Origin of the sequence: Escherichia sp. HH41S (assembly GCF_009820115.1) — a bacterium.
GTDB classification, from domain to species: domain Bacteria; phylum Pseudomonadota; class Gammaproteobacteria; order Enterobacterales; family Enterobacteriaceae; genus Escherichia; species Escherichia coli_F.
Window position 1 is genome coordinate 183,776 of record NZ_VNXE01000020.1, and the last position, 13,757, is coordinate 197,532.

The 13,757-nt window shown below is 53.3% G+C and carries 15 protein-coding genes; 11 read left to right on the plus strand and 4 right to left on the minus strand.

All coding sequences use genetic code 11. From position 1 onward, the window contains the following. The first annotated feature begins 97 nt into the window (after positions 1–97). The 4 genes from FQZ95_RS05960 to yfeX all read left to right on the plus strand — a co-directional run bounded on the left by FQZ95_RS05960 (position 98) and on the right by yfeX (position 2,590). Complete coding sequence (locus FQZ95_RS05960; protein ID WP_105277655.1) at positions 98–523, plus strand: GNAT family acetyltransferase; 426 nt, start codon at positions 98–100, stop codon at positions 521–523. Further along, entirely contained in the window at positions 510–959 is a 450-nt protein-coding gene (locus FQZ95_RS05965) for a DUF2919 domain-containing protein (RefSeq protein WP_039020930.1), read from the plus strand. The genes FQZ95_RS05960 and FQZ95_RS05965 overlap by 14 nt, the downstream gene beginning before the upstream one ends. Before the next feature lie 60 nt (positions 960–1,019). Then, entirely contained in the window at positions 1,020–1,595 is a 576-nt protein-coding gene (locus FQZ95_RS05970) for an RpoE-regulated lipoprotein (RefSeq protein WP_000838945.1), read from the plus strand. Between the two features lie 95 nt (positions 1,596–1,690). Then, positions 1,691–2,590 carry a porphyrinogen peroxidase gene (yfeX, locus tag FQZ95_RS05975; RefSeq protein ID WP_001295462.1) on the plus strand — a complete coding sequence of 300 codons (900 nt, stop codon included), beginning with the start codon at positions 1,691–1,693 and terminating at the stop codon, positions 2,588–2,590. A gap of 57 nt (positions 2,591–2,647) precedes the next feature. Here the strand turns inward: yfeX and pbp4b are convergent, their stop codons facing one another. Genes pbp4b through murQ form a run of 3 tightly spaced genes read right to left on the minus strand, consistent with a single transcriptional unit; the run spans position 2,648 to position 6,279 of the window. Beyond that, positions 2,648–3,952 carry a penicillin binding protein PBP4B gene (gene pbp4b / locus FQZ95_RS05980; protein ID WP_160529992.1) on the minus strand — a complete coding sequence of 435 codons (1,305 nt, stop codon included), beginning with the start codon at positions 3,950–3,952 and terminating at the stop codon, positions 2,648–2,650. A gap of 2 nt (positions 3,953–3,954) precedes the next feature. Further along, entirely contained in the window at positions 3,955–5,379 is a 1,425-nt protein-coding gene (gene murP / locus FQZ95_RS05985) for a PTS N-acetylmuramic acid transporter subunit IIBC (protein WP_160529993.1), read from the minus strand. A 3-nt stretch (positions 5,380–5,382) separates the two neighbouring features. Further along, entirely contained in the window at positions 5,383–6,279 is an 897-nt protein-coding gene (gene murQ / locus FQZ95_RS05990; RefSeq protein ID WP_160529994.1) for an N-acetylmuramic acid 6-phosphate etherase, read from the minus strand. A 163-nt stretch (positions 6,280–6,442) separates the two neighbouring features. Between murQ and murR the strand changes: the two genes are divergently transcribed. The 7 genes from murR (at position 6,443) to cysM (ending at position 13,381) form a co-directional block, all read left to right on the plus strand. Next, positions 6,443–7,300: an HTH-type transcriptional regulator MurR gene (gene murR / locus FQZ95_RS05995; protein ID WP_032184830.1), complete on the plus strand. Its 858-nt coding sequence runs from the start codon at positions 6,443–6,445 to the stop codon at positions 7,298–7,300. A 128-nt stretch (positions 7,301–7,428) separates the two neighbouring features. Continuing rightward, positions 7,429–8,220, plus strand: coding sequence for an SDR family oxidoreductase UcpA (gene ucpA, locus FQZ95_RS06000; RefSeq protein WP_000517442.1), 792 nt, complete (start codon positions 7,429–7,431; stop codon positions 8,218–8,220). Between the two features lie 303 nt (positions 8,221–8,523). Next, the gene (cysP, locus tag FQZ95_RS06005; RefSeq protein ID WP_046081659.1) at positions 8,524–9,540 is read left to right on the plus strand and encodes a thiosulfate/sulfate ABC transporter substrate-binding protein CysP; all 1,017 of its coding nucleotides are present in this window, start codon (positions 8,524–8,526) and stop codon (positions 9,538–9,540) included. Next, positions 9,540–10,373 carry a sulfate/thiosulfate ABC transporter permease CysT gene (gene cysT / locus FQZ95_RS06010; RefSeq protein WP_000458406.1) on the plus strand — a complete coding sequence of 278 codons (834 nt, stop codon included), beginning with the start codon at positions 9,540–9,542 and terminating at the stop codon, positions 10,371–10,373. Before cysP ends, cysT begins: the two co-directional genes overlap by 1 nt. Further along, entirely contained in the window at positions 10,373–11,248 is an 876-nt protein-coding gene (cysW, locus tag FQZ95_RS06015) for a sulfate/thiosulfate ABC transporter permease CysW (protein WP_000852696.1), read from the plus strand. Before cysT ends, cysW begins: the two co-directional genes overlap by 1 nt. Continuing rightward, complete coding sequence (gene cysA / locus FQZ95_RS06020) at positions 11,238–12,335, plus strand: sulfate/thiosulfate ABC transporter ATP-binding protein CysA (protein ID WP_000021028.1); 1,098 nt, start codon at positions 11,238–11,240, stop codon at positions 12,333–12,335. Before cysW ends, cysA begins: the two co-directional genes overlap by 11 nt. 134 nt (positions 12,336–12,469) lie before the next feature. Next, positions 12,470–13,381, plus strand: coding sequence for a cysteine synthase B (gene cysM / locus FQZ95_RS06025; RefSeq protein WP_105271485.1), 912 nt, complete (start codon positions 12,470–12,472; stop codon positions 13,379–13,381). Positions 13,382–13,383: 2 nt separating this feature from the next. Here cysM and FQZ95_RS06030 read toward each other — a convergent pair whose 3' ends face one another. Then, positions 13,384–13,752: a YfeK family protein gene (locus FQZ95_RS06030; protein WP_000719933.1), complete on the minus strand. Its 369-nt coding sequence runs from the start codon at positions 13,750–13,752 to the stop codon at positions 13,384–13,386. Positions 13,753–13,757 lie beyond the last annotated feature (5 nt).

Below are 13,757 nucleotides of genomic sequence, written 5' to 3' on the forward strand. Positions count from 1 at the left end.
TTATGCCACTTTTTCAACCGATTTTCGTCAGATATTGGCTAATTCGACCGTTCACGCCATAATCAGCCTTTTAACCCGCAAAAAGGTAACCAATACCATGGAGATACGCGTATTTCGCCAGGAAGATTTCGAAGAGGTCATCACCCTTTGGGAGCGTTGCGACTTGCTGCGTCCGTGGAACGATCCGGAAATGGACATCGAGCGTAAGATGAACCATGACGTCAGTTTGTTTCTGGTCGCTGAGGTGAACGGTGAAGTGGTCGGAACGGTGCTGGGCGGTTATGACGGGCATCGCGGATCCGCTTATTATCTTGGCGTGCATCCTGAGTTTCGTGGGCGTGGGATTGCTAATGCGTTGCTTAATCGGTTGGAGAAAAAGCTGATTGCTCGCGGCTGCCCGAAAATTCAGATCAATGTGCCGGAAGATAACGACATGGTGCTCGGAATGTATGAACGCCTTGGATATGAACACGCCGACGTGCTGAGTCTGGGTAAGCGTTTGATTGAAGATGAAGAGTACTGAGTTTCATCCTGCCCATTATGATGCGCACGGACGCCTGCGTTTACCTTTTCTCTTCTGGCTTGTGCTATTGCTTCAGGCGCGAACCTGGGTGCTGTTTGTCATTGCCGGTGCGTCGCGTGAGCAGGGTACTGCGCTGTTGAATCTGTTTTATCCCGATCACGATAATTTCTGGCTGGGGTTAATTCCTGGCATTCCTGCGGTGCTGGCGTTTTTGTTGAGCGGTCGGCGGGCTACGTTTCCTCGCATCTGGTATGTACTCTATTTTCTGTTGCTGTTGGCGCAGCTTGTTTTGCTTTGCTGGCAACCGTGGTTGTGGCTGAACGGTGAATCCGTTAGCGGTATCGGTCTGGCGCTGGTAGTGGCGGATATTGTGGCGTTAATTTGGCTTTTGACCAATCGACGTTTACGCGCTTGTTTTGTGGTTGAGAAAGAATAACGGCACTTTTTTGCAAATTCGCACTCCAAGCAACGTTATTGAATAACCAAAGGAAGTGACATGAAATCGCTGCGTTTAATGTTATGCGCTATGCCGTTGATGCTGACCGGCTGTTCAACGATGTCGTCAGTTAACTGGTCTGCCGCTAATCCGTGGAACTGGTTTGGGTCGTCCACCAAAGTGAGCGAGCAGGGCGTGGGTGAATTAACGGCGTCCACACCACTGCAAGAACAAGCTATTGCCGATGCGCTTGATGGTGATTATCGCCTGCGCAGCGGAATGAAAACCGCGAACGGCAACGTGGTGCGCTTTTTTGAAGTGATGAAAGGCGACAACGTGGCGATGGTAATTAACGGCGATCAGGGCACGATCAGCCGCATTGATGTGCTGGATAGCGATATTCCTGCTGACACCGGTGTTAAAATCGGTACACCGTTTAGCGACCTTTACAGCAAAGCATTTGGCAATTGCCAAAAAGCTGATGGTGATGATAATCGTGCCGTCGAATGTAAAGCCGAAGGCAGTCAACATATTAGCTACCAGTTCAGCGGGGAATGGAGTGGTCCTGAAGGGTTAATGCCTTCGGACGATACCCTGAAAAACTGGAAAGTCAGTAAAATTATCTGGCGGCGTTAATTTGCGTCTGAACAAACCGCCGCCGCAAAAAAACACGTAAAATAGCGCCCAACAATGCCACGGATTGCGTGGCATTCTTATTTTCAGGAGGAACAATGTCTCAGGTTCAGAGTGGCATTTTGCCAGAACATTGCCGCGCGGCGATTTGGATCGAAGCCAACGTGAAAGGGGAAGTTGACGCCCTGCGTGCGGCCAGTAAAACATTTGCCGACAAACTGGCAACTTTTGAAGCGAAATTCCCGGACGCGCATCTTGGTGCGGTGGTTGCCTTTGGTAACAACACCTGGCGCGCTCTGAGCGGCGGCGTTGGGGCCGAAGAGCTGAAAGATTTTCCGGGCTACGGTAAAGGCCTTGCGCCGACCACCCAGTTCGATGTGTTGATCCACATTCTTTCTCTGCGTCACGACGTAAACTTCTCTGTCGCTCAGGCGGCAATGGAAGCCTTTGGTGACTGCATTGAAGTGAAAGAAGAGATTCACGGCTTCCGTTGGGTTGAAGAGCGTGACCTGAGCGGCTTCGTTGACGGTACTGAAAACCCGGCGGGTGAAGAGACGCGCCGCGAAGTGGCGGTTATCAAAGACGGCGTGGATGCGGGCGGCAGCTATGTATTTGTGCAGCGTTGGGAGCACAACCTGAAGCAGCTCAACCGGATGAGCGTTCACGATCAGGAGATGATGATCGGGCGCACCAAAGAAGATAACGAAGAGATCGACGGCGACGAGCGTCCGGAAACCTCTCACCTGACCCGCGTTGATCTGAAAGAAGATGGCAAAGGACTGAAGATTGTTCGCCAGAGCCTGCCATACGGCACTGCCAGCGGCACGCACGGTCTGTATTTCTGTGCCTACTGCGCGCGTTTACATAACATTGAGCAGCAACTGCTGAGTATGTTTGGCGATACCGATGGTAAGCGTGATGCGATGTTGCGTTTCACCAAACCAGTCACTGGCGGCTATTATTTCGCGCCGTCGCTGGACAAACTGATGGCGCTGTAAGCGCTTCTGATTCAATGATTAAAGGCCAGCCAGTAACACAACTGGCTGGCCTTTTTATTACTTCTGCTTTAACGCCGCATACACCTGATCCACCACCCAACCATAAGTTGCAATCGGTAGCTGACCGCTTTCGAACATATTGGGATTTTTTTGTGGATCGGCAACTGGCGAATGTGGCTTGTTGCTTAACATCACAATCGCCATATGATTGATAGGATCGATAACGGTCACCGTCCCGGTCCAGCCCGTGTGACCGTAGGTTTGCGGGCTTGCCAGCGTGCCAAACGTCGGCGTCATGGTGGCATTACCATTCACGCGCCAGCCGAGGCCAAAAGTGGCGTCTTCCTTTGAGCTGGTGGTGAACATCTTCACCGTTTCCGCACTGAACAGCGTCACATCACCATAGCCGCCGCCGTTCAGCATCGTTTGCATTAACACCGCAATATCGCCGGTATTGGAAAACAAACCTGCGTGCCCGGAAACGCCGCCCATCGAATAGAATGCTTTTTCATCGTGCACCTGACCCCAGAGAATGGAGGTGCGGATATTCGGGAAGTGAATCACGCCATCGCGGGTATTGCCGTTCAGTTCCGTGGCGGCAATTTGCTGTGGTTTAAAGCCTTTCAGCAGCGGATTAAACACCGTATGCGTCAGGCCGAGCGGGCGATAAATCGACTCTTCAACATAGCGGTCAAGCGGCTGACCAGTAACTGACTCGACGATAAATCCAAGCAGCATATAATCGACATCGCTGTAGATATGTTTGCTGCCGGGCTGATATTCCAGCGGCGTGCGCTTGATCATTTCCAGCGTCTGGCCTTTATCCTGGGAATATAACGCGCCCGCGACGGCTTTATTTGGGTATTGCGGGTCCGCCGGGAAACCGCCGCTGTGATGCAGCAGATCAGAAATCCGCAGCGTGTTTTTGCCTTTGATGGTGTCATTTGGACTGTCGGCAAATCCCGGAATATATTTCGCAATCAGATCGTCAGGATGTAGTTTGCCTTCGCTCATTAGCTTTTGTAGGGCGAAGTTAGTGGCGTACATTTTTGTGTTTGAGGCCAGGTCATACAGCGTCTCGGTGGTTGCTTTTACTGGCTGCTTCATTAACACGCTGCCATCGTACTTTTTCGCCGCGCCCCAGGCTTTGCGATACACAATCTTATTATCTTTAATGATCAGCAGGTTAACGCTGGGATAACCGGCATCAACTTGCTGGCTTATCCAGCGATCCATCTGATTAAGCCGTTCGACGTTAAACCCTGCTTTCTCTGGCGAACTTTCTGTCAGAACAGGGTATTTTGCGGCGCTGACGCTACAGCTGACAGCCAGCAGAGAAAAATAGAGCATTGTCCGTTTCATAATCAGTCCAGATTGACGTTACGGCAGCCAAAGAGTGTGGTGAAAATAAACCCACAAACCCATGCCACCAGAATCCCGCCAGCGTAAACCGCCATTGCCGGAAGGATGCCTTGCGCGGATGTCATCAGCGGCAGCGCCACCAGGCCAGACGGCCCAAAGGCGCTGTTTAAGCCCATCGGCAGGCCCCACCAGGCTATCAGGCCGATAAACAAACCGCCCGCCGCGCCACCTAAACAGGCGGTAACAAACGGTTTCATGCGGGGTAGGGTGACGCCGTAAATTAACGGTTCGCCAACGCCCAGCAGGCCGGGAATAATTGCCCCGCGGACCTGACTGCGTAATGCACTGTGCGGTTGCGCCCGCCAGTAGAGCGCCAGCGCCGCACCCACCTGGCCCGCGCCTGCCATTGAAAGGATGGGGAACAGGCTGTTGAATCCCTGGCTGTCCATTAAGGCCAGGTAAACAGGAATAAAGCCCTGATGCACGCCAAACACCACGGCGATCAGGAATAGCCCTGCTAAAACTGCACAACCGAGCGGATTACTGTTCAGGTGCATAAATAGCCACGACATGCCTTCGAATAACCAGCCACCCAGCGGCATAATGATCAAATACGCCAGTGTGGCGGTGATCAGCAGAGTGATTAACGAGGTCAACAGCATGTCGAGATCGTCTGGCATAAAGCGGCGCACCATGCCTTCGATGCGGGCGCAGGCCCAGGCGGCAATCAACACGCCGATAATATTGCCACGCGGATCGATGGGCAGACCGAAGAAATCGTGAAAACCGGCGTAGTAACCGGTGGTGGCAGCAGGGTTATAACCGAGCAAAAAGAGCGCGGCGATAATTGCGCCATTGACGCCCGTGCCGCCAAATGCCTGGGCAGCGTTATAGCCCACCAGAATCACCAGGAAAGTGAACAAACCTTTGCTGAACACCTTCATAAAATTCAGCGCATCGGGTAGCGTTCCCTGAGCATCTGCCGGAACGTGAATCACGGTGGCAATTAACGTCGCTATCCCCAGCAACAGACCCGCAGCAATAAAACCGGGGATCAGCGGCGTGAAGATAGTGGCGAATTTGGCAAGAAACTGTTGCACGCCGGAGGTTTGTTTGGCTTTTAACTGGCGTTTATTCTGAGCGGCGATTTCTGCGGCATCCTGTACCGGGGCTTCGCCCAGCAGTTCGCTCATCGCTTTGGCGGCACGATGCGCTTTACCTGGTCCAAAAACGACCTGTACCTGATCGCTGGTCAAAATGACGCCCTTCACGCCTTCCAGCGTTTTGATATTGGGATCAACCAGTGAACTGTCATGTACACCCAGACGCAGGCGCGTCATACAGTTACCACAACTGGCGATATTCCCCGGTCCGCCGACACGGGTAAGAATGGTGTTCAGAAGTTCACTGCTGATCTCTTTGGCCATGGGTTATTCCTTGTCTAAAGCCTGACGAATAAAGCCGCCGTGTTGATCCAGGCGTTTTTTTGCTTCTGCGGCATCGAGATTTTTCAGCACCATCACAATGGCCGTTTTGCAGTTGCGCTCGCAGGCAATTAACGCCGCTTCCGCTTGTTCGGCGTTACATCCGGTGGCGTTTTTAACGATATTGACCTGGCGCACATGCAATTTTTCGTTGGTGGCGACGACATCAACCATCAGGTTACCGAACACTTTGCCGGATTTAATCATCAACCCGGTGGAGAGCATGTTGAGCACCAGTTTCTGCGCTGTGCCTGCTTTCATTCGCGAAGAACCAGTGACCACTTCGGCCCCAACCACCGGAGTAATAGCAAACTCAGCGGTGGTTGAAACGGCGCTCCCCGGATTACAGGAAATGCCCACTGTGCGGCAACCGAGTTGGCGTGCGTATTCCAGCCCGGCAATCACATACGGCGTGCGACCACTGGCAGCAATGCCAACCACCACATCCCGTGCGGTTAAGCCGATATTTTTTAGATCGTTAACACCACCTTCCCGGCTATCTTCTGCGCCTTCCACCGCGTGCTGAATGGCATATTCACCGCCAGCAATCAAACCAACCACCAGGCCCGGTTTGACGCCGTAGGTCGGCGGACATTCGCTGGCATCAAGAATACCCAGACGACCGGAAGTCCCCGCACCGATGTAAATCAGTCGACCGCCGCCGCTTACCTGGGCGTGGATAACATCGATCGCTGCGGCGATATCCGGCAGTACACGCTCAACGGCAAGTGGTACGGTTTTATCTTCATCGTTGATAATCCGGCACATTTCCAGCGTTGATACGCGGTCAATTTCAGCCGAAGCGGCATTCGAGCCTTCGGTAATCATCTTTTCAAGTTGCATCGGTGGTGACCTTACTATTTACGATCAAATAATTGCAGATGGATGGAATCATATATCCCGAATTGACAGACTTAAAGGAATCATTGAGTCTACACTCGCAGAGTGTGAAGAGCGTCATAAGAACTTAAGCGGAATTTTTGCTGCCAGCCCAGGAGAGTGGAAGATGTTGTACCTGACGAAAATACGCAATGCAGAAAGTGAATTTACCGAGAACGAGAAAAAAATAGCTGACTTTCTGCAGGCTAAAGTGAGTGAGCTGAAATCCGTCTCTTCGCGCAAGATGGCGAAACAGCTCGGCATCAGCCAGTCGAGTATTGTGAAGTTTGCCCAGAAGCTCGGCGCGCAAGGATTTACTGAATTGCGTATGGCGTTAATTGGCGAATACAGTGCCAGCCGGGAGAAAACGAATGCCACGGCACTGCACTTGCATAGTTCGATTACCAGTGATGATTCGCTGGAAGTGATTGCCCGCAAACTGAATCGCGAAAAAGAGCTGGCACTGGAGCAAACCTGCGCCTTACTCGATTACGCGCGGCTGCAAAAAATCATTGAGGTCATCAGTAAAGCGCCGTTTATCCAGATAACAGGCCTGGGCGGGTCGGCGCTGGTGGGGCGCGATCTTTCATTCAAACTGATGAAAATTGGTTATCGCGTGGCCTGTGAAGCCGACACGCACGTACAAGCTACCGTTTCCCAGGCGTTGAAAAAAGGTGATGTACAAATCGCTATCTCTTACAGCGGCAGTAAAAAAGAGATTTTGCTATGCGCCGAGGCAGCGCGAAAGCAGGGGGCAACGGTGATTGCCATTACTTCACTGACTGACTCTCCGCTGCGGCGGTTGGCACATTTCACCCTCGATACCGTTTCTGGTGAAACCGAATGGCGTAGCTCGTCGATGTCCACCCGCACGGCGCAAAATTCGGTTACCGATTTACTGTTTGTTGGGCTGGTACAACTTAATGATGTCGAGTCATTGAAAATGATTGAGCGCAGCAGTGAGCTAACACAACGCCTGAAATGATGCATAAAGCAGCGACTGGATTGAGATTTTCCTGAATTAGTGAGCTGATCCGCAGCAATATTTTGTTTATCCTGTATTTTCAGAGGGAATGGAGTGTAACGCTCTGTATTAACAAGGAGAGCATTAAAATGGGTAAACTCACGGGCAAGACAGCACTGATTACGGGCGCATTGCAGGGAATTGGCGAAGGAATTGCCAGAACTTTTGCGCGTCATGGCGCAAACCTAATCTTGCTGGATATCTCCCCTGAGATCGAAAAGCTGGCGGACGAACTGTGTGGTCGTGGTCATCGCTGTACGGCGGTTGTCGCCGATGTGCGTGACCCGGCATCGGTAGCCGCAGCTATCAAGCGCGCAAAGGAAAAAGAAGGGCGCATTGATATCCTGGTGAATAACGCAGGCGTTTGTCGTCTGGGCAGTTTCCTCGATATGAGCGATGAAGATCGCGATTTCCATATTGATATCAATATAAAAGGCGTATGGAACGTCACAAAGGCGGTGCTGCCGGAGATGATTGCCCGCAAAGATGGTCGCATTGTGATGATGTCTTCGGTCACTGGCGATATGGTGGCCGATCCGGGCGAAACGGCGTATGCCTTAACGAAAGCGGCGATTGTTGGCCTGACTAAATCGCTGGCGGTGGAGTACGCGCAGTCTGGTATTCGCGTTAACGCCATCTGCCCAGGATATGTTCGCACGCCAATGGCGGAAAGCATCGCGCGTCAGTCGAACCCGGAGGATCCGGAATCGGTGCTGACTGAAATGGCGAAAGCAATCCCGTTGCGTCGCCTCGCCGATCCGCTGGAAGTTGGCGAACTGGCGGCCTTCCTCGCATCCGATGAATCCAGCTATTTAACCGGTACACAGAATGTGATTGATGGCGGCAGCACACTGCCGGAGACGGTTAGCGTCGGCATCTGATTCACCTCTGTTTCCTCCCTGCATGTGTGGGGAGGATTTCGTCTTGAACTAAGTTCACCAGGCTATTTTATTTGTCATTTTGGCCCCTGGCAGTGCTCGAAATCCTCACGTACTATGTGTACGCTCCGGTTTCTCCGCGCTGTTCGTGTCCAAACTGACTGCAACAATTACGCCTGTTGAACCAAGTTCTTATTCCCTTTTCAACTTCCAAATCACCAAACGGTATATAAAACCGTTACTCCTTTCACGTCCGTTATAAATATGATGACTAATAGAAAGTCATTTAATTAATAAGGGTGCGCAATGGCCGTTAACTTACTGAAAAAGAACTCACTCGCGCTGGTCGCTTCTCTGCTGCTGGCGGGCCATGTACAGGCAACGGAACTGCTGAACAGTTCTTATGACGTCTCCCGCGAGCTCTTTGCCGCCCTGAATACCCCGTTTGAGCAGCAGTGGGCGAAAGATAACGGTGGCGACAAGCTAACGATTAAACAATCTCATGCCGGGTCATCAAAACAGGCGCTGGCGATTTTGCAGGGCTTAAAAGCAGACGTTGTCACTTATAACCAGGTGACCGACGTGCAGATCCTGCATGATAAAGGCAAGCTGATCCCGGCTGACTGGCAGTCGCGCCTGCCGAATAACAGCTCGCCGTTTTACTCGACCATGGGCTTCCTGGTGCGTAAGGGAAACCCGAAGAATATCCACGACTGGAACGATCTGGTGCGCTCCGACGTGAAGCTGATTTTCCCGAACCCAAAAACCTCCGGTAACGCGCGTTACACCTATCTAGCCGCGTGGGGCGCAGCGGATAAAGCTGACGGTGGTGATAAAGCCAAAACCGAACAGTTTATGACTCAGTTCCTGAAAAACGTTGAAGTGTTCGACACCGGCGGTCGTGGCGCGACCACCACTTTTGCCGAGCGCGGGCTGGGCGATGTACTGATTAGCTTTGAATCGGAAGTGAACAACATTCGCAAACAGTATGAAGCGCAAGGCTTTGAAGTGGTGATTCCGAAAACCAATATTCTGGCGGAATTCCCGGTGGCGTGGGTCGATAAAAACGTGCAGGCCAACGGTACGGAAAAAGCAGCAAAAGCTTACCTGAACTGGCTCTACAGCCCGCAGGCGCAAACCATCATCACCGACTATTACTACCGCGTAAATAACCCGGAAGTCATGGACAAACTGAAAGACAAATTCCCGCAGACCGAACTGTTCCGCGTGGAAGACAAATTTGGCTCCTGGCCGGAAGTGATGAAAACCCACTTCACCAGCGGCGGCGAGTTAGACAAGCTGTTAGCGGCGGGGCGTAATTAATGTTTGCAGTTTCATCAAGACGCGTGCTGCCGGGCTTTACCTTAAGCCTCGGCACCAGTCTGCTGTTTGTGTGCCTGATTTTGCTGCTGCCGCTCTCCGCACTGGTGATGCAACTGGCTCAGATGAGCTGGGCGCAGTATTGGGAGGTGATCACCAACCCGCAGGTGGTCGCGGCCTACAAAGTGACGCTGCTGTCAGCGTTTGTGGCATCAATTTTTAACGGCGTTTTCGGTTTGCTGATGGCGTGGATCTTAACCCGCTATCGCTTTCCGGGCCGCACGCTGCTTGATGCGCTGATGGATTTACCCTTTGCGCTGCCAACGGCAGTCGCCGGTTTGACGCTGGCCTCGCTCTTTTCCGTGAACGGTTTTTACGGTGAATGGCTGGCGAAGTTTGATATCAAAGTCACCTATACCTGGCTGGGGATTGCGGTGGCGATGGCCTTTACCAGTATTCCATTTGTGGTGCGTACCGTTCAGCCGGTGCTGGAAGAGTTAGGCCCGGAATATGAAGAAGCGGCGGAAACGCTCGGCGCAACGCGCTGGCAGAGTTTCTGCAAAGTGGTGCTGCCGGAGCTTTCTCCGGCGCTGGTGGCGGGCGTGGCGCTGTCGTTTACCCGTAGTCTCGGTGAGTTTGGTGCGGTGATTTTTATCGCCGGGAACATCGCCTGGAAGACGGAAGTGACGTCGCTGATGATTTTTGTTCGCTTACAGGAGTTTGATTACCCGGCGGCGAGCGCAATTGCTTCGGTGATACTCGCGGCATCCCTGCTGCTGCTGTTCTCAATTAACACTCTGCAAAGTCGCTTTGGTCGGCGTGTGGTAGGTCATTAATGGCGGAAGTGACACAGTTGAAGCGTTATGACGCGCGCCCGATTAACTGGGGCAAATGGTTTTTGATTGGCACCGGAATGCTGGTTTCGGCGTTCATCCTGCTGGTGCCGATGATTTACATTTTCGTGCAGGCATTCAGCAAAGGGCTGATGCCGGTGTTACAGAATCTGGCCGACCCGGACATGCTGCACGCCATCTGGCTGACGGTGATGATCGCGCTGATTGCCGTACCGGTAAACCTGGTGTTTGGGATTCTGCTGGCCTGGCTGGTGACGCGCTTTAACTTCCCCGGACGCCAGTTGCTGCTGACGCTGCTGGACATTCCGTTTGCCGTGTCGCCGGTGGTTGCCGGTCTGGTCTATCTGCTTTTCTACGGCTCTAACGGCCCGCTCGGCGGCTGGCTGGATGAACATAATCTGCAAATTATGTTCTCCTGGCCGGGAATGGTGCTGGTCACCATCTTCGTGACCTGTCCGTTTGTGGTGCGCGAGCTGGTGCCGGTGATGTTAAGTCAGGGAAGCCAGGAAGACGAAGCGGCGATTTTGCTTGGCGCGTCTGGCTGGCAGATGTTCCGCCGCGTCACGCTGCCGAACATCCGCTGGGCGCTGCTTTATGGCGTGGTGCTGACCAACGCCCGCGCGATTGGCGAGTTTGGCGCGGTGTCGGTGGTTTCCGGCTCGATTCGCGGCGAAACACTTTCGCTGCCGTTACAGATTGAATTGCTGGAGCAGGACTACAACACCGTCGGCTCCTTTACCGCCGCGGCGCTGTTGACGCTGATGGCGATTATCACCCTGTTTTTAAAGAGTATGTTGCAGTGGCGCCTGGAGAATCAGGAAAAACGCGCGCAACAGGAGGAGCATCATGAGCATTGAGATTGCCAATATTAAGAAGTCGTTTGGTCGCACCCAGGTGCTGAACGATATCTCACTGGATATTCCTTCTGGTCAGATGGTCGCATTGCTGGGGCCGTCCGGTTCCGGGAAAACCACGCTGCTGCGGATTATCGCCGGGCTGGAGCATCAAACCAGCGGGCATATTCGTTTCCACGGCACCGACGTCAGCCGCCTGCATGCACGCGATCGTAAAGTCGGTTTCGTGTTTCAGCATTACGCGCTGTTCCGCCATATGACGGTGTTCGACAATATCGCCTTTGGCCTGACGGTGCTGCCGCGTCGCGAGCGCCCGAATGCCGCAGCCATCAAAGCGAAAGTGACAAAATTGCTGGAAATGGTCCAGCTTGCCCATCTGGCGGATCGTTATCCGGCGCAGCTTTCCGGCGGTCAGAAACAGCGTGTGGCGCTGGCGCGGGCGCTGGCTGTGGAACCGCAAATTCTGCTGCTTGATGAACCGTTTGGCGCGCTGGATGCGCAGGTGCGTAAAGAGCTGCGTCGTTGGCTGCGTCAGTTGCATGAAGAGCTGAAATTCACCAGTGTGTTCGTGACCCATGACCAGGAAGAGGCGATGGAAGTCGCCAATCGTGTGGTGGTGATGAGCCAGGGCAATATCGAACAGGCTGATGAACCCGATCAGGTCTGGCGCGAACCGGCGACCCGTTTTGTGCTGGAGTTTATGGGCGAAGTAAACCGCTTGCAGGGAACGATTCGCGGCGGGCAGTTCCACGTTGGCGCACATCGCTGGCCGCTGGGATATACCCCTGCGTACCAGGGGCCGGTGGATCTCTTCCTGCGCCCGTGGGAAGTGGATATCAGCCGCCGCACCAGCCTCGATTCGCCGCTGCCGGTACAGGTGCTGGAAGCCAGCCCGAAAGGCCACTACACCCAATTAGTCGTGCAGCCGCTGGGGTGGTATGAAGATCCGCTCACCGTGGTGATGCGTGGCGATGATGCGCCGGTACGCGGCGATCGTTTGTTCGTCGGGCTGCAACATGCGCGGCTGTATAACGGCGACGAGCGTATTGAAACCCGCGATGAGGAACTTGCCCTCGCACAAAGCGCCTGATAGGTTGAGTGAATGTTAAACGCCCGGAGGCGCTTCCCGCGATCCGGGCTTTTTAATGGCAAGGTTTTGTAACCTGTAGGCCTGATAAGACGCGTAAACGTCGCATCAGGCAACACCACGTATGGACAGAGATCGTGAGTACATTAGAACAAACAATAGGCAATACGCCTCTGGTGAAATTACAACGAATGGGGCCGGATAACGGCAGTGAAGTGTGGTTAAAGCTGGAAGGCAATAATCCGGCCGGTTCGGTGAAAGATCGTGCGGCGCTTTCGATGATCGTCGAGGCGGAAAAGCGCGGGGAAATTAAACCGGGTGATGTGTTAATCGAAGCCACCAGTGGTAACACCGGGATTGCGCTGGCAATGATCGCTGCGCTAAAAGGCTATCGCATGAAATTGCTGATGCCCGATAACATGAGCCAGGAGCGTCGCGCGGCGATGCGTGCCTACGGTGCGGAGCTGATTCTGGTCACCAAAGAGCAGGGCATGGAAGGTGCGCGCGATCTGGCGCTGGAGATGGCGAATCGTGGCGAAGGCAAGCTGCTCGATCAGTTTAATAATCCCGATAATCCTTATGCGCATTACACCACCACCGGGCCGGAAATCTGGCAGCAAACCGGCGGTCGCATTACCCATTTTGTCTCCAGCATGGGGACGACCGGTACGATTACCGGCGTGTCGCGCTTTATGCGCGAGCAATCCAAACTGGTGACCATTGTTGGTCTGCAGCCGGAAGAGGGCAGCAGCATTCCCGGCATTCGTCGCTGGCCTGAGGAATATCTGCCAGGCATCTTCAACGCTTCGCTGGTGGATGAGGTTCTGGATATTCATCAGCGTGATGCGGAAAACACCATGCGCGAACTGGCAGTGCGGGAAGGGATTTTCTGCGGTGTAAGTTCCGGTGGCGCGGTTGCCGGAGCACTGCGGGTGGCAAAAGCCAACCCCGGCGCTGTAGTGGTGGCGATCATCTGCGATCGCGGCGATCGCTACCTTTCTACCGGGGTGTTTGGGGAAGAGCACTTTAGTCAGGGGGCGGGGATTTAAGATTATTGTGCAGGCACCGTTTTATCCGTCTGCGCAATTAACGCATGTAAAAAAGGTTGCGCGTTTTCATCGCTCTTACCGGGCATCTTCACGATATACGGCTTCCCGCTAATCGATGATGACGAAGCAACCTTATCAATAAATTGCTCAGCAGTATCAATGCGATTACGGGTATTGCCCAGCTTCAGACGCAAATGGGAAACCGCTTCATCGCAGGTATGTTCATCGCCGTTGCGCACAAATATCAAATCCTTTTTCTGTGCTAATCCCTCCAGCATGGCGTTGATGCGGGCTTCTTCGTGGGCGGTTAACTTCGCGTAAGCGGGGAGTGTCATTAGCAGCGTTATTAAAAGACAAATGATTTTCTTCATTGAAT